Annotated in this window: 14 protein-coding genes and 1 pseudogene; 3 read left to right on the top strand and 12 right to left on the bottom strand. The window is 68.3% G+C overall.

Features of this window, described 5'->3' with window-relative positions:
• The first annotated feature begins 54 nt into the window (after positions 1-54).
• From QE385_RS08955 to QE385_RS08945, 3 genes and pseudogenes are all read left to right on the top strand, one after another.
• Positions 55-868, top strand: a pseudogene (locus tag QE385_RS08955) (ferredoxin--NADP reductase).
• 131 nt (positions 869-999) lie between these two features.
• On the top strand, positions 1,000-3,876 hold the full coding sequence (locus QE385_RS08950) for a TonB-dependent receptor (RefSeq protein WP_307101028.1): 2,877 nt from the start codon (positions 1,000-1,002) through the stop codon (positions 3,874-3,876).
• A 294-nt stretch (positions 3,877-4,170) separates the two neighbouring features.
• Complete coding sequence (locus tag QE385_RS08945) at positions 4,171-4,647, top strand: hypothetical protein (RefSeq protein ID WP_307101026.1); 477 nt, start codon at positions 4,171-4,173, stop codon at positions 4,645-4,647.
• Positions 4,648-4,671: 24 nt separating this feature from the next.
• Here the strand turns inward: QE385_RS08945 and QE385_RS08940 are convergent, their stop codons facing one another.
• From QE385_RS08940 to QE385_RS08885, 12 genes are all read right to left on the bottom strand, one after another.
• Positions 4,672-4,965 carry a hypothetical protein gene (locus QE385_RS08940; protein WP_307104648.1) on the bottom strand — a complete coding sequence of 98 codons (294 nt, stop codon included), beginning with the start codon at positions 4,963-4,965 and terminating at the stop codon, positions 4,672-4,674.
• Positions 4,966-4,967: 2 nt separating this feature from the next.
• Entirely contained in the window at positions 4,968-5,981 is a 1,014-nt protein-coding gene (locus tag QE385_RS08935; RefSeq protein ID WP_307101024.1) for a chemotaxis protein CheB, read from the bottom strand.
• Positions 5,982-6,031: 50 nt separating this feature from the next.
• Positions 6,032-6,475 (bottom strand): chemotaxis protein CheW, encoded by a 444-nt coding sequence (locus tag QE385_RS08930; protein ID WP_307101021.1) that lies wholly within the window; start codon positions 6,473-6,475, stop codon positions 6,032-6,034.
• Positions 6,476-6,500: 25 nt separating this feature from the next.
• Positions 6,501-6,878, bottom strand: a complete 378-nt coding sequence (locus QE385_RS08925) for a response regulator (RefSeq protein WP_056436364.1) — start codon at positions 6,876-6,878, stop codon at positions 6,501-6,503.
• Positions 6,879-6,910: 32 nt separating this feature from the next.
• Positions 6,911-7,501, bottom strand: coding sequence for a chemotaxis protein CheD (locus QE385_RS08920; RefSeq protein ID WP_307101019.1), 591 nt, complete (start codon positions 7,499-7,501; stop codon positions 6,911-6,913).
• 8 nt (positions 7,502-7,509) lie between these two features.
• Positions 7,510-8,526, bottom strand: a complete 1,017-nt coding sequence (locus QE385_RS08915; RefSeq protein ID WP_307101016.1) for a chemotaxis response regulator protein-glutamate methylesterase — start codon at positions 8,524-8,526, stop codon at positions 7,510-7,512.
• On the bottom strand, positions 8,526-9,383 hold the full coding sequence (locus tag QE385_RS08910; RefSeq protein ID WP_307101014.1) for a protein-glutamate O-methyltransferase CheR: 858 nt from the start codon (positions 9,381-9,383) through the stop codon (positions 8,526-8,528). The genes QE385_RS08915 and QE385_RS08910 overlap by 1 nt, the downstream gene beginning before the upstream one ends.
• Positions 9,380-11,575, bottom strand: coding sequence for a chemotaxis protein CheA (locus tag QE385_RS08905; RefSeq protein WP_307101012.1), 2,196 nt, complete (start codon positions 11,573-11,575; stop codon positions 9,380-9,382). Before QE385_RS08905 ends, QE385_RS08910 begins: the two co-directional genes overlap by 4 nt.
• 13 nt (positions 11,576-11,588) lie before the next feature.
• Complete coding sequence (locus tag QE385_RS08900; protein WP_307101010.1) at positions 11,589-11,858, bottom strand: lipid asymmetry maintenance protein MlaB; 270 nt, start codon at positions 11,856-11,858, stop codon at positions 11,589-11,591.
• Between the two features lie 89 nt (positions 11,859-11,947).
• Positions 11,948-13,408 (bottom strand): methyl-accepting chemotaxis protein, encoded by a 1,461-nt coding sequence (locus QE385_RS08895; RefSeq protein WP_307101008.1) that lies wholly within the window; start codon positions 13,406-13,408, stop codon positions 11,948-11,950.
• Between the two features lie 159 nt (positions 13,409-13,567).
• Positions 13,568-14,080, bottom strand: coding sequence for a lactoylglutathione lyase (gloA, locus tag QE385_RS08890; RefSeq protein ID WP_307101004.1), 513 nt, complete (start codon positions 14,078-14,080; stop codon positions 13,568-13,570).
• A 99-nt stretch (positions 14,081-14,179) separates the two neighbouring features.
• A complete protein-coding gene (locus QE385_RS08885) occupies positions 14,180-14,605 on the bottom strand; it encodes an organic hydroperoxide resistance protein (RefSeq protein ID WP_307101002.1) in 426 nt (141 codons plus the stop codon).
• Positions 14,606-14,676: the final 71 nt, after the last annotated feature.

Here is a 14,676-nt window from a genome sequence, read left to right as displayed (position 1 = left end):
CGCCCGCCCGCCGATCGACCGGCGGCGCGGGGCGGGCCCCAAGGAGTGCGTGGTTTGTCGACCGATACTGTTCTGCCCGAACTGACCCCGACCGCGGCGCTGAGCGTCGAGACGGTTCAGAGCGTCCATCACTGGAACGAGCATCTCTTCTCCTTCGCGATCTCGCGCCCCGACAGCTTCCGCTTCCGCTCGGGCGAGTTCGTGATGATCGGGTTGCAGGGCGACAACGGCAAGCCGCTGCTCCGCGCCTATTCGGTGGCCAGCCCCTCCTATGACGAGAAGCTCGACTTCCTGTCGATCAAGGTCGAGGACGGCCCCCTGACCAGCAAGCTGCAAAAGGTGCAGCCGGGCCGACCATATCTATCTGGGCCGCAAGCCCACCGGCACGCTGGTCGCCGATGCGCTGCTGCCCGGCAAGCGGCTGTTCATGCTGTCGACCGGCACGGGCCTGGCCCCCTTCCTGTCGGTCGCGCGCGATCCGGACATCTATGACATGTTCGACGAGGTGGTGATCGTCCACTCGGTCCGCCGGGTCAGCGACCTGGCCTTCCACGACGAGCTGGCGGGCAAGCTGGCCGAGGATCCCCTGGTGGGCGAGGTTGCGGCGGAGAAGTTCCATTACGTCCCGACCGTCACGCGCGAGCCGTTCCACACCACCGGCCGCATCGACGCGCTGATCGACGATGGCCGCTTGTTCGCCGGGCTCCCCAGCGCGCACGGCTTCAACCCCGAGACCGACCGGATCATGATGTGCGGCAGCATGGAGATGATCAAGTCGCTGGGCGCCAGGTTCGAGGCCATGGGCTTCCCCGAAGGCTCGAACGCGCAGCCGGGCGCCTATGTGATCGAAAAGGCGTTCGCGGGCTGACCCGTTCCTCCCCGCAAGGGGAGGAATGACCATCGCTCCGCATCCCTGCGACATTTGTCGTCGCGGGCGGCACATTTGTGCGACATTTGCGTCCTAACGCCCAACGACAGGATTTGGGAAAAGGGCGAACGATGCGGCTTTGGGCGGGTTTGATGCTGGCGAGTGCCATGCCGGCGATCGCACAGGCGCAGGAGGCCGCGACGCCGCAAGGTCCGACCGCCGCGACACCCGCCCCAGCCACTGGAAATGCGGCTACCGGAAATGCGGCCGCCGCCCCGGTCGCCACCGCTCCGCAGGCGGAGAAGCCCCAGGGCCGGACCTCGGGCGCCCAGGCCCCGCAGGCCGAGGCCGAAGAGGAGGAAGGCGGCGAGGGCGACGTCGTCGTCAATGGCCGCCGCCCGCCGGGCACCGTGCCGGGCGACATCCCGCCCGACCAGCAGCTGAGCCCCGCCGACATCCGCAGCTATGGCGTGTCGAGCGTCGCCGACCTGCTGACCGAACTCGCGCCGCAGACGACCAGCGGGCGCGGCGGGTCGCCGGTGATCCTGCTCAACGGACGGCGCATCGCGGGCTTTCAGGAGATTCGTGACCTGCCGACCGAGGCGATCCTGCGCGTCGACATCCTGCCCGAGGAAGTGTCGCTCAAATTCGGCTATCGCCCCGACCAGAAGGTCGTGAACTTCGTCCTGCGCCCGCGCTTCCGCTCGCTGGCGGCCGAGGCGATCGCGCTGGCCCCGACCGAGGGTGGCTCGGCGCAGGGGCAGGGGCGGCTCGACTGGCTGGCCATCCGGCGCGACAAGCGGCTGAGCATCCATGCCGATTATCAGGAAACGTCGCGGCTGATCGAGGCCGAGCGCGATATCACCGCCCCCGCCAGCAACGCGGCGCTGGGCGGCAATCTGGTCAGCAGCGATCCGGCGCTGGTCGCGCTGACCGGCCGGACGCCCAGCGTGGTCGGCATCCCCACCGGGCTGACCGCCGCGCCGACGCTGGCGCAACTGGCGGCGAGCCCGGCTAACAGCACCGACGTCACCCCCTATCGCACGCTGCAATCGGCGCAGCGCCAGTTCGGCGCGAACATCGTCTATGCGCGCAACATCTTCGACAAGGTCGCGGCCTCGTTCAACGCGCAGCTGGAGACGACGCAGAGCAACAGCTGGAACGGCCTGCCCTCGGCCAGCCTGACGCTGCCGGCGGGCAATCCCTACTCCCCGCTGTCGACCAATGCGACGATCAGCCGGTTGAGCGATGCCTATGGCCCGCTGGTCCAGGACAATACCGGCCTGACCGCGCATCTGGGCACCGTGTTCAACGGCGATCTGGGCCGGTGGCGCTGGTCGCTGACCGGCGCCTATGACCGGACCGAAAGCCGTGTCGCCACCGACACCGGGCTGGACGTGACGGGGCTTCAGGCGCGGTTGAACGCGGGCGATCCGACCGCCAACCCCTTCGGGCCGCTCGACGGGCTGGGGCTGGCGGCGCGCAACTATGCGCGGTCGACCTCCTCGACCGGCGAGATCGACGCGCTGCTCAACGGCCGGGTCTTCGCGCTGCCTGCGGGCGACGTGCAGGCCAGCGTCAAGCTGGGCGGCGAGACCAATAATTTCTCCAGCCGCTCGACCCGGTTCGGCACCGTCCAGACCGGCGAGGTGTCGCGCGACATCGTCAACGGGCAGGTCAATCTCGACTTCCCCATCGCCAATCGCGATCGCGGCATCCTGAGCGCGATCGGCGACCTGTCGCTGAACGTCAATGGCGGGGCGGATCATCTGTCGGACTTCGGCACACTGACCACGGTCGGTTACGGCGCGAACTGGTCGCCGCTGGAGGGGGTGCGCTTCATCGCGTCCTGGACCGATCAGGAGGATGCGCCCACCCCGCAGCAGCTGGGCAATCCGACGATCACCACACCCAATGTCCGGCTGTTCGACTATGTCAGCGGCACGACCGCGACGGTGACGTCGGTCAGCGGCGGCAACCCGGCGCTGGTCGCGGACAATCGCCATGTCATGAAGCTGGGCGCGACGGTGAAGCCGTGGAACGACCGCGACATCAACCTGACCGCCAATTATTTCCGCATCTCGACCGACGATCCGATCGCGTCCTTCCCGACGCCCACCGCCGCGATCGAGGCGGCCTTTCCCGACCGGTTCACCCGCGATGCGGCGGGCAATCTGCTGCGCGTCGATTCGCGCCCGATCAACTTCGCGCGGACCGAGCGGTCGCAGCTGCGCTGGGGGATCAACTTCTCCAGGCCGATCAAGTCCAAGATCCAGAAGGAACTGGAGGCGTTCCGCGCCGGGACCGGCCCCAATCCCTTTGCGGGGATGGCTTTCCCCGGCGCGCGCGGTGGCCCCGGCGGACCGGACGGTCCACGTGGCGAGGGGCCCGGCGGTGGACCGGGCGGCGGCCCCGGTAGTCCCGGAGGCCCCGGCGGCCCCGGTGGTGCCGGACCGGATCGCGGGCCGGGCGGCGGTGGCGGTTTTCGCGGAGGCGGCGGCTTCGGCGGCGGTCGTGGCGGCGGCCGTGTGCAATTCGCGCTCTATCACACCTGGACCTTCGCCGACCGTGTCACCGTCGCCGATGGCGGCCCGGTCCTCGACCTGTTGCGCGGCGATGCGGTCGGGTCGAGCGGCGGCAGCTCGCGCCACCAGCTGGAGGCGCAGGCGGGCTATAACAATAACGGGCTGGGCCTGCGTTTCTCGGGCAACTGGCGCAGCGCGACGCGGGTCAATGGCGGCACGGCGGCCAATCCGCAGGCGCTCGACTTCGGCAGCCTGGCGACGGTCGATTTCCGCCTGTTCGCCGATCTGGGCCAGCGGCTCGATCTGGTCCGCGCGCATCCCTGGGTCCGGGGCATGCGGGTCAGCCTGTCGGTCGACAATCTGTTCAACCAGCGCCAGCGGGTGACCGATTCGACCGGCACGGTGCCGATCGGCTATCAGCCGGGCTATCTCGATCCGCTCGGGCGCACCGTCCGCCTGTCGGTGCGCAAGCTGTTCTTCTGACGTTTCAGCGGCAGGCCTCCCATTCAGGATATTCTGTGGGAGGCCGGGTGGGGGGAGCGGGCCGGTGCCGCCCAAACGCGCCTCCAGCGCGTTTCCGACGGACTCTCCCGTGCCGATCGCTCCGAAGCGGGAGCAAATTCGCCCCTTTGCGGACAAGTTTCTGATTAACTTAGGGCAGATTAGCTGACATCTTTCCGTTCATGAATTGTGGCGCCGCGGCATAACCGGAATATATCGCGACGCGCCGCAAGGACGGTTTGGGGGATCGATGGAATGGGCTGGGGAATGCAGGTCATGAGCGACCGCTTCGATATCGGGGCGGAACCTGTGTCCGAGGGGATCGACGACAGGCTGCGGCGGATTCGTGCCGAGCTGGAGGCGGTGGAAACCCTGGTCCGCTCCGAGGCGGAGGCGCGCATCACGCCGGTCGAGATCGGGCGGGTGGTCCGCTCCGCGCGCGAGGGGATCGGGCGCTTCTTCGATTCGTCGCTGTTCGCCGATCCGGCGTTCGACATGCTGCTCTTCGTCTTTCTGGAGGAAGAGGAGGGGCGACAGGTGGAAACCAGCGCCTGCTATCGCGCCTCGGGCGTGCCGCGCACCACGGCGGTCCGCTGGATCAACATGCTGTTGTCGATGGGGATGTTCGAGAATGCGCCGCATCCGACCGATCGTCGGCTGACGCTGTTGAGCCTGAGCGAGCAGGCCCGCACCGGGATGCGCCAATGGCTGGGCAGCATGCGCCCGCTGATCGAGCGTATGGCCGCGCGCTGATCGCCCGGCGGGTCGGATAAGGGGTCAGGCGGCGCGCGCGGTCCGTTCGCGCAGGCGATCCGCCAGCGTTTCCAGCGTGACCCCCTCGATCCGCGCGGCCACCGGCGCGTCGGATCGCAGGATGTCGGCGATGGCGAGCTGGGTCTGGGTGATCCGGTCGACCGACTGGATGCTGACCATGTGGCGGCGCAGCGTGTCGCTGTCGCTGCCCAGGTCATAGGCCAGCTCGGCCAGGGAGCGGGTCAGGTCGACCAACTCCTCGGCCAGCGCCAGCGCCAGCTCGCGCTCCATTCCCGGCATGGGATCGTGCGCGACCATGGTCACTTGCTACAGAGCTTGAGGATGTTGGCGGCGATCGCGTCGCCCGCGATCGGTTGCGACGCCATGCCCTTGGACAGGGTGAAGTCGGTGCCGTTGCGCCCGATGGCATAGGCCCCGCCCGCCATCATCGCGCGCAGGCCCGCCGCGCCGTCCTCGTCGTCCAGCGCGACCAGCACGCCCAGGCTGTTGCTCCCCGCCGCCTTGGCGACCGAGGCGAACAGCAGCGAGATCGAGGGCCGCTCGCCCGCCACCGGCTCGCGCGCGAGCAGGCGGATGGAGCCTTCGGGCCAGCTGTCCACGACCATGTGCGTCTCGCCCTGCGGTGCGAAATAGATGGTGCCCTGTTCGACCTTCATGCCGTCGGTCGCCTCGACGACCTTGGGCGCGATCTGTTCGCGCAGCTGCTCGATCATCGGACCGAGCAGGCCGGGGCTCATCTGCTGCACGACCAGGGTCGGCGGGCAGTTGGCGGGGAAGGTCTGGAACAGGTCGAACAGCGCCTGGGTGTTCGCCGCATCCGCGCCGATCGCCAGCAGGCGGCCATTCCAGTTCATGTCGGCGGCGGGCGCCTTGCGCGCGGCGGCGAGCTTGCCCGCCTTGGCGCGCTTCAGATCGGCGTTGCGCGCCGACTTGATCCGCTTGCCCAGCTTGCCGATGATGTCGTCCAGTTCGGCCTGCACCGCGACCTTGGGCTTGGGGAAACAGTCGATCGCACCCAGCCGCAGCGCCTCGACCGATTCGGCGGCGCCCGCGGCGGTCCGGGTCGAGAACATGATGACCGGCATCGGTCGTTCCGTCATGATCTCGGCCAGATAGTCCAGCCCGCTCATGCCCGGCATCTCGACGTCGAGGGTCATCACCTCGGGCCGATACTGGTCGACCATCTTGCGCGCTTCCTGCGCACCGTCGGCCGCACCGACCACGGTCACGCCCTTGATCCGCTCCAGCGCGCCCGAGATCAGAACCCGCATCGTCAGCGAGTCGTCGACGACAAGAACCTTAACGTCCGCCATTACCCAATACCTTCCAACGGATCCGCCGCTATCATCCAGAAACGAGGGATTTATGCGGCTTCGGCGGTTAACGAAACGCTATCGGACAGGCGGTCGAGCGCCAGGATCAGGATCAGCCGCTGTTCGATCGTGGCCAGCCCTTCCAGGTAATGCGCCGCCGTCGCCTCGCCCATGTCGGGCAGGGGCTGCATCGCCTCGGGCGGGATGGTCACGATGTCGTTGACCGCATCGACGATCAGGCCCTGGAGCTGCTCGCCGATCCGCACCACGATGATGACGTGCCGAGCGCTCGGATCGGTCACGCCCCAGCCCAGCCGGTGCCGCAGGTCGAGGACCGGCAGGACCACGCCGCGCAGGTTCACCACGCCGCGCACATGCGCGGGCACGTTGGGCAGCGGGGTCGCGGGCGACCAAGCGCGGATCTCGCGGATGGCCATGATGTCGACGCCCAGTATCTGGTCGCCGAGCTGGAAGGTGATGAGCTGACGCGACATGGTCGGGTTCCTCGGGATCAGGGGATCAGTGCAGCACGCGGCGGATGGCCGCGGCGAGCTTTTCGGGGTTGAAGGGCTTGACGATCCAGCCGGTCGCCCCCGCCTCGCGCGCGCGGGCCTTCTTCTCGTCGGAGCTTTCGGTGGTCAGCACCAGGATCGGCAGGTTGCGGTGGCCGGGCTGGCGACGCAGCGCCTCGATCAGGCCGAAACCGTCCATGCGCGGCATGTTGATGTCGGTGATGACCAGATCCGGGGCGGTGTCGGCGGTGACCCCGTCCAGCGTGTCGAGCGCATGAACGCCGTCCTCGGCCTCGAGCACCCGATATCCCATATCGGTGAGCGCGGCGCGCAGAAGCATTCTCATGCTGGGCGAATCGTCCACGGTCATGATGAGTTGGGACACGAATGGGCCTTTCATGGAGGTATCGAGGGTCATCAGAAGAATTCCACGTCGCCGGTCGCGGCGGGTGGCGGCGGCGGAGCGGGGCGCGCGGCGCGCGGCGCCGGAACCGCCGTGTCCGTCACATGGCGGCAGCGGGCCAGGCCCAGCGCGGGGCGGAACTCGACGCGACGCGCACTGATCCCGCCGACATCCTCGCCGACCAGCGCGATCCGCTCGTCCGCCAGGAAACGGCGGGCGAATTGCGCATTGGCCGCGCCGATGTCGCGGAACCCGTCGCGCATCATCGCCCCGCCGAACAGCCGGGCCTTCAGGCTGTGCCGCTGGGCGCCGAGCGCCATCATCGCGTTGATCAGAACTTCCATCGCATAGACGCCATAGCGCTGCATGGATTTAGGATCGGTTTCCGCGGCACCCGGTTCGGCGAGCAAAAAATGGTTCAGACCGCCGATTCCCGCGACCGGATCGTACAGGCAGGCCGAAATGCAGCTGCCCAGCACGGTGGTCAGCACGACCTCCTTGTCCTGGCTGACGCGGGTCTCTCCCTGGATCACGTTGATCCGGCGAAGACCGTCGCGATGCGCCAGCCGGGTGAATGGCGGCGGCGGCGGAAAGGACTGGGCCATGGCGACGATCACGCCCGGCACCGGTCGATCAGCGCGGGCGCGATACGCGTCAGCGTCAACTGCTTGGTCACCGCACCCACCTCCTGCGCGACGCCGGGCATGCCATAGACGACGCAGCTGTCCCGGTCCTGGCCGACGGTGAAACAGCCCTTGCCGCGCATCGCGAGCAGGCCGTCGGCGCCGTCGCGGCCCATGCCGGTCAGGATCGCGCCGACCGCCTTGGTGCCGACATTCTTGGCGACGCTGTGGAACAGGCGGTCGACCGAGGGGCGGTGGCCGCTGGTCGGATCGTCGGGGATCAGGCGGGCGCGATACTGGCCCTCGGTGCCGCCGACCTCCATGTGATGGGTGCCGCCGGGCGCGAGATAGACATGGCCGGGCAGCAGCGGTTGGCCGTGGCGCGCCTCGGCCACGGTCGGCTTGGACAGCCGGTCGAGCCGGGCGGCGAAGCTGGTCGTGAAGGTCGCGGGCATATGCTGCACGATGACGGTCGGCGGGCAGTTGGCGGGAAAGCCGCTCAGCACCTGGATCAGCGCCTCGACCCCGCCGGTCGACGCGCCGATCGCGATCAGCGAGCCGGGGATCGGCTTGAAATCGGCCATCGGCACCGGCGCGGCGGGCGTCATGTCGCGCACGCGGATGCGGCGGCTGCTCGCGGCGGCCTTGACGCTTTCGGCGATGCGCGGATCGACGCAGTTGGTCGCGGGCTTGGCGCAGCATTCGACCGCGCCCAGTTCCAGCGCGCGGATGGTGGTGTCCGCGCCCGCCTGGGTCAGCGTCGAGAGCATGACCACCGGCATCGGACGCAGCCGCATGACGCGTTCGAGGAAGTCGAGCCCGTTCATGTCGGGCATCTCGACGTCCAGCGTGATGACGTCGGGGTCCAGCGCCTTGATCATCTCGCGCGCCTGGTGCGGTCCATTGGCCGCGCCGACCACTTCGATATCGGGGTCGCGGCTGAGCATCCCCGCGATCAAGGCGCGCATGGTGGGGGAGTCGTCGACAATCAATGTACGTACGGCCATCAGGATACTTTCTGGAAAGCGGTGCGACCGATGCAGTGAAAGCGCGCCGCTACTTCCGGCGGGATGCGTTCGGCGTGACCAATGTAGAGGATGCCGCCGTCGACCAGCTGGTCGGCGAAGCGGGCAAGCAGTTGGGCCTTGGTCGGTTCGTCGAAGTAAATCATGACGTTGCGGCAGAAGATCACATCGAATGGCCGCCGCATCGGCCATTTGCGGAGCAGGTTGAGCTCGCGGAACGCGATCGGTTCGCGCAAGACGGGCGACAATTCGTCCATGTCGCCGACCCGGCGGCACCAGGCCGATCGCATCGCGGCGGGCATGGCGCGCGTCGTGTCGAGCGGATAGCGGCCCGCGCGCGCGGTCGCGATGACGCTGGGCGACAGGTCGGTCGCCAGCACCCGGAAATCCTGCCGCGCCAGCTTGTCGGCGGCGCGGGTGTCGGTGCCCAGGATCGTCATCATCAGCGAATAGGGTTCCTCGCCGCTGGAACAGGCCGCCGACCAGACGCGCACGCGCCCGCCCGAGGCCAGCCGTTCGGCAAAGCCCGGCCAGAGCGATTCCCGGAAATGCTCGAAATGATGATTTTCGCGAAAGAAGGCGGTGTGGTTGGTGGTCAGCGCATCGACCGCGCGGGCGCGCTCCCCGGCATCGCTGGCGACCAGCGCCAGATAATCGGGAAAGGTCGACAGCCCGCAGGCGCGCAACCGCCGCGCGAGCCGCCCATAGATCAGCTTGGCCTTGGTATCGGGCAGCAGGATGCCCGATTCGGCATAGATCAGATCCGCGATCGCGCGATGGTCGGCCGCCGAGAAGGCGAACTCCATCTCGCGTTCGGGAAGGGCGGCGAAGGCGTTCACGCGGCCAGGTCTTCGATGAAGGCGCCCGAGCTGCGCCCGTCGCGCCGCCAGCGGCCGATCAGCGCATCGACGTCGAGGATCAGCGCGACCCGGCCGTCGCCCAGGATGGTGGCGCCCGCCAGGCCATGGATGGCGCGGTAATTGGCCTCCAGGCTCTTCACGACGACCTGGCGCTGGTCCTGGATCGAGTCGACCATCAGCACGGCCTGGCCCTGGTCGCTTTCGACCACGATCAGCACCGCATCCTCGGGCTGCCGCGTCGCGCCGCCCACGCCCAGCTGTTCGCCGACGCGGTGGACCGGGACATAGGTGCCGCGCACGTCGAGCAGCGGCGACTGGCCGCCGACGAAATGCACCTCGTCCACGCCGGGACGCAGGCTTTCGACGATATGGGTCAGCGGGATGACGAAGGTCTGGTCGCCGACCGTGACGATCATGCCGTCCAGCACCGCCAGCGTCAGCGGCAGGCTGAGCGAGAAGCTCGACCCCTTGCCCAGTTCGGACTGGATGCCGATGCGGCCGCCCAGCGCCTGGATGTTCTTGCGCACCACGTCCATGCCGACGCCGCGCCCGGAGATGTTGGAGACGACGGCGGCGGTCGAAAAGCCGGGGGCGAAGATCAGATTGTCGATCTCTTCCTCGGACAGCTGCGCATCGGGGGCGATGATGCCGCGCTCGATCGCCTTGGCCTTGACGCGCGCGCGGTCGATGCCGCGCCCGTCATCGGCCACCGTGATGACGATCCGGCCCGACTGGTGCGCGGCCGACAGCGTGACGACGCCCTCACTGTCCTTGCCCAGCGCCTTGCGGTCCGCCGGGGTTTCCAGGCCATGGTCGACGGCGTTGCGGATCAGATGGGTGAGCGGCTCGCCGATGCGCTCGACCACGGTCTTGTCGACCTCGGTCATCTCGCCCTCCACCTCCAGGCGGACGCGCTTGCCGGTTTCGACTTCGAGTTCGCGGATGATGCGCGGCACGCGGCTGAACACCGTCTTCATCGGCTGCGCGCGGATCGCCATCGTGGAATCCTGAAGCTCGCGCGTCAGATGGTCGAGATCGGACAGCTCGGAGATCGAACCCATGTCGTTCTCGGACAGGCGCTGCGCCAGCATCGCCTGGGTGATGACCAGCTCGCCGACCAGATTGACCAGCCGGTCCAGCTTGTCGAGGTCGACGCGGATCGTCTGCGCGGCGGCGGCGGCGACACGCGGGCTGTTTGCGGCCTCGGTCACCGACACGACGGGGGCGGCCTCGGGCAGCGGCGGGGCGGCGGGGGCGGCGACCACCACCGGCGCGGCGGGCTCGATCACGACCGGCTTTGCGGGGGCGGCCGCCTCGACCGGGGCGATGGGGAGCGGTTCGGGCTCGGCCACGGGTTCGGCGACCGCTTCGGGCTCGGCCGATACGGCGTCGCTGCGGGTGACGGTCAGGCGGCATTGCGGATCGGCGAAGTCGAACACCGCGCGGATGTCGTCCTCGTCGATTGCACCGGGCAGCGCCATGGTGACGCCGATATAGGCGCGCTCGGCATCCATTCCGTCGAGCAGCGGCAGCTCGGACAGGTCGGCGGACAGGGTGCGTCCGCCCATGCGCGCCAGTTCGCGCAGCGCGAGCATCGGCTCGGCCCCGTGATCGAAGGCGCGCGGACCGGGATAGACGGTGACGATCCACTCGGGGGCGGCCGCCTCGACCGGGGCGACGGGCTCTTCGAGCATCGCGAACAGCGCGTCGAAATCGTCCAGCGCGGCGGCGGCGGCGGGCGACTCGGGGGCGGCGGCCGGCTCGACGACCGGCTCGGCCGTGCTGCTGGCGATCTCGCCCTTCGCGGCGGCGTCCAGCCGTTCCAGCATCGCCTCGTCGGCAGGCACGCCGCCCTCGCCGCGCGCGGCGGCGACATGGTCGGCCAGCGTGTCGAACGCGGCGACGATCAGGTCGATCAGCGACTCGCCCAGCGGCAGGGTGCCGTTGCGGATCAGGTCGAGCACCGTTTCGTAATGGTGCGAGAAATGCTGGAGCCGTTCATGCCCGAAGGCGCCCGCGCCGCCCTTGATCGAATGGACCGCGCGAAAGACGGTGTTGATCGTCTCGTCGTCGTGACGGCCGCGCTTCAGATCGGCAAAGGCGGTTTCCAGCGCGCCGAGGCCTTCTTCGCATTCCTGGAAGAAGATCTGCTGGATCTCATCGAGATTCATCGAGTCGGGCCTTTCAGGCAGCGGCGACGAGGGTGTCGAGCCCCGCCAGTGCGATCATCGAAGCCAGCGCTTCGGAGGGGTTCTGGAGTTCGAAGTCGGTCCGGATCGAGGCCGCCATCGCCTGCGCGCTGGCCAGCACCTGGAGACAGGCCTGCCCCGCCTGGGTCACCTGTGCGCCGTCGAGCGCGATGGCATCGCCCGATGCGATCAGATCGAGCAGCGCCTGGCGCAACGGGGCGGCGGCGGTGGTGTCGAGCACGGGGGCGAGGGACAGAGCGGTCACGGGAAGACTCCAGACGCGGGGTTCGATGACAGAATGGATCAGAGGTCGTTAAAAAAGCGTGGGTTGCGCCATATTCAGGCGCGCGCCGGTCAGAACTCGGTCCAGTCGTCCTCGTTGACCGCCAGCGCGGCATTGCCGGTCGACGGGGCGGACGTGCGCGCCGTCTGGACGATGCGGCGTCCGGCGGCGGCGGCGCGTTCCTGCATCTGGTGGACCGGCTGGGGTTGCGGCTGCGGCCGGGGCGCGGGCGCCGGGGCGGCAAAGCCCTCACCCGAATGGGGATTGACCCGGAAGCGCGCGATCTCGCGGGCCAGGCTGTCGGCCTCGACCGCCAGCGAACGGGCGGCGGCGGTCGCCTGTTCGACCATCGCGGCATTCTGCTGGGTCACGCCGTCCATCGCGGACACGGCGATGTTGACCTCCTGCAGCCCGTTGGCCTGTTTTTCCGCCGAACCGGCGATATTCTCGACCAGCGTGCTGATCTCGGCGATCTGGCCGATGATCCGCTCCAGCGCCTTGCCGGTCTCGCTGACCAGGCTGACCCCCGCCTCGACCTGTTCGGAGCTGGCGAGGATGCGCGACTTCACGTCCTTGGCCGCGTCGGCCGAACGCTGCGCCAGCGCGCGGACTTCCGATGCGACGACCGCGAAGCCCTTGCCCGCGTCGCCCGCGCGCGCGGCCTCGACCCCGGCGTTCAGCGCCAGCAGGTTGGTCTGGAAGGCGATGCCGTCGATGACGCTGATGATCTCGGAGATTTCGCTCGACGCGCGTTCGATCCCGGCCATGGCCTCGACCGCGCGGCGGACGACGGCACCCGATTGTTCGGCCTCGATCCGGGCATCGGCGACGGCGCGGTTGGCACGGGTGGCGCCCTCGGCGGTCTGGCGGACGGTCGAGTTGATCTCGTCCATCGCGGCGGCGGTTTCCTCCAGGCTGGCGGCCTGCTGCTCGGTGCGCTGCGACAGGTCGTCGGAGGCCTGGCGGATGTCGCTGGCGCCCGAATTGATGCCATGGGTGGCCACCGTCACCGCGCTCATCGCGCGCGACAGCGCCTCGACCGCGCGGTTGAAGTCGCTGCGCAGCCGTTCGTAATCGGCGGGGAAGGGCGCCTGGATCGCCACGGTCAGATTGCCCTCGGCCAGTTCGCCCAGCCCCTTGCCCAGCGCACCGACGACGATCTGCTGCGCCTCGGCGGCCTGCTGGACATTGGCGGCATTGCGCTGGAAGACCTCCATGGCCTTGGCGATCCGCCCGATGCAGTCGCGGTAATCGGTGTACCGGATCTCGCGATGGACATCGCCCGCGGCCAGCGCCTCCATGGCGACGACCGAGCCGACATAGGGGTCGCAGATCAGCTTGCGGCTGACCCGCATCACCAGGATCGACGCGGCCAGCGCCAAAGTCGCGGCGATGACGGGCAGCGTGAACGAAAAGCCGCCATTCGCCGCAATGGTCGCGCCCAGCCCGACGGCACCAAGCCCGCCATAGACAATGGTCAGCACGTCGAACTTCAGACGGATCGGCGCCGTCTTTTCAAACCAGGACAACATCGGGGTACACCCTCCAAAAACTCATGCGCAGGGAGCTGCGCCTGGGGTACGGAGGATAGGGGCCCTGTCCCGGCTCCTCCGGCCTATATGGCCATATTGGACAGCACCGGTAAAAATCCCGTTTCGATATGGTCAGTAAAGCCGGAGCAATCCGCTCTATTATTGATTAGGATCAAGAGTTCGCGTCATTCCGGATGCAGAAAGGATTTCGATCCAATAGCCATCGGGATCGGTGATGAAGGCGATATCCTTCATCTTGCCGTCCTGGGGACGCTTCTTGAACGTTACGCCCAGCGACTCGAATCGTGCACAGGCCTGGGCGACATCGGCGACGCTGATCCCGATATGGCCGAAGCCGCGCGGTTCGGCATTGCCGTCATGATAGCCCTGGAACGCCGCGTCCGACTCGGTTCCCCAATTGTGCGTCAGCTCGAGCGTCGTCTCGCGGTTGAAGATGAAGCGCGCGCGCTCGGCGGGGTCCTCGGGGACGGTTTCGCCATCGGCCAGATAGGCCAGGAAATAGAGCGAGAAGCGCATCTCCTCGAAATCGAGCTGCTGCAACAGGGTCATGCCCAGCACGTCCCGGTAGAAGGCGAGCGAGGGCTTGGGATCGCGGATGCGCAGCATCGTCTGGTTGAGCGCGAAGGATTCGGTGCCGGCGGGGCGGGGCATGGTTGGTCCTTGTCGAAAGGGGGCGAGAGGGAAGGGCGAAACGACCAAGGCCCCCCGCCACCGGGGCGAAGGGCCTTGGGATAGAGATGGCGAACGGGCTCAGGCGAGGGTCAGGCCGACATCCACATTGCCGCGGGTCGCGTTGGAATAGGGGCAGACCTGATGCGCGGCGTGCATCAGCCGCTCGCCATCGGCGGGCTCGACGCCGGGCAGGGTGACGAGCAGGTCGACGGTGATCCCGTAGCCGCCTTCCTCACGCGGGCCGAAGCCGACCTCGGCGGTGACGGTGGCATCCTGCGGCACCTTGACGCCTTCCTTGCCCGAAACTGCCTTCATCGCGCCCAGGAAACAGGCCGAGTATCCGGCGGCGAACAGCTTTTCCGGATTGGCGCCATCGCCGCCCGGACCGCCCATTTCCTTGGGGACCACCAGCTTGACGTCGACCGAGCCGTCCTCCGACCGTGCCGCGCCGTCGCGGCCGCCGGTGGCCGTCGCCCTGGTCTTGTAGATCACATTCACGCCCATATCGGATCTCCCATTGGTCCATCGGTTCGCGGCATTAGCGCGCCACGCCGACCTGCGTTCCATGACCGATC

The organism is Sphingomonas sp. SORGH_AS_0950 (assembly GCF_030818415.1).
Taxonomy (GTDB): Bacteria; Pseudomonadota; Alphaproteobacteria; order Sphingomonadales; family Sphingomonadaceae; genus Sphingomonas.
The sequence above is the reverse complement of the archived record's forward strand: the minus strand, read 5'-3'. Positions and strand labels throughout refer to the sequence as shown.

What these genes read in the sequence shown, in the direction of transcription:
- QE385_RS08950 (WP_307101028.1), top strand. Translation starts at nt 1,000, where the DNA reads ATGCGGCTTTGGGCGGGTTTGATGCTGGCGAGTGCCATGCCGGCGATC.
- QE385_RS08945 (WP_307101026.1), top strand. Translation starts at nt 4,171, where the DNA reads ATGAGCGACCGCTTCGATATCGGGGCGGAACCTGTGTCCGAGGGGATC.
- QE385_RS08940 (WP_307104648.1), bottom strand. Translation starts at nt 4,965, where the DNA reads ATGGTCGCGCACGATCCCATGCCGGGAATGGAGCGCGAGCTGGCGCTG.
- QE385_RS08935 (WP_307101024.1), bottom strand. Translation starts at nt 5,981, where the DNA reads ATGGCGGACGTTAAGGTTCTTGTCGTCGACGACTCGCTGACGATGCGG.
- QE385_RS08930 (WP_307101021.1), bottom strand. Translation starts at nt 6,475, where the DNA reads ATGTCGCGTCAGCTCATCACCTTCCAGCTCGGCGACCAGATACTGGGC.
- QE385_RS08920 (WP_307101019.1), bottom strand. Translation starts at nt 7,501, where the DNA reads ATGGCCCAGTCCTTTCCGCCGCCGCCGCCATTCACCCGGCTGGCGCAT.
- QE385_RS08915 (WP_307101016.1), bottom strand. Translation starts at nt 8,526, where the DNA reads ATGGCCGTACGTACATTGATTGTCGACGACTCCCCCACCATGCGCGCC.
- QE385_RS08905 (WP_307101012.1), bottom strand. Translation starts at nt 11,575, where the DNA reads ATGAATCTCGATGAGATCCAGCAGATCTTCTTCCAGGAATGCGAAGAA.
- QE385_RS08895 (WP_307101008.1), bottom strand. Translation starts at nt 13,408, where the DNA reads ATGTTGTCCTGGTTTGAAAAGACGGCGCCGATCCGTCTGAAGTTCGAC.
- gloA (WP_307101004.1), bottom strand. Translation starts at nt 14,080, where the DNA reads ATGCCCCGCCCCGCCGGCACCGAATCCTTCGCGCTCAACCAGACGATG.
- QE385_RS08885 (WP_307101002.1), bottom strand. Translation starts at nt 14,605, where the DNA reads ATGGGCGTGAATGTGATCTACAAGACCAGGGCGACGGCCACCGGCGGC.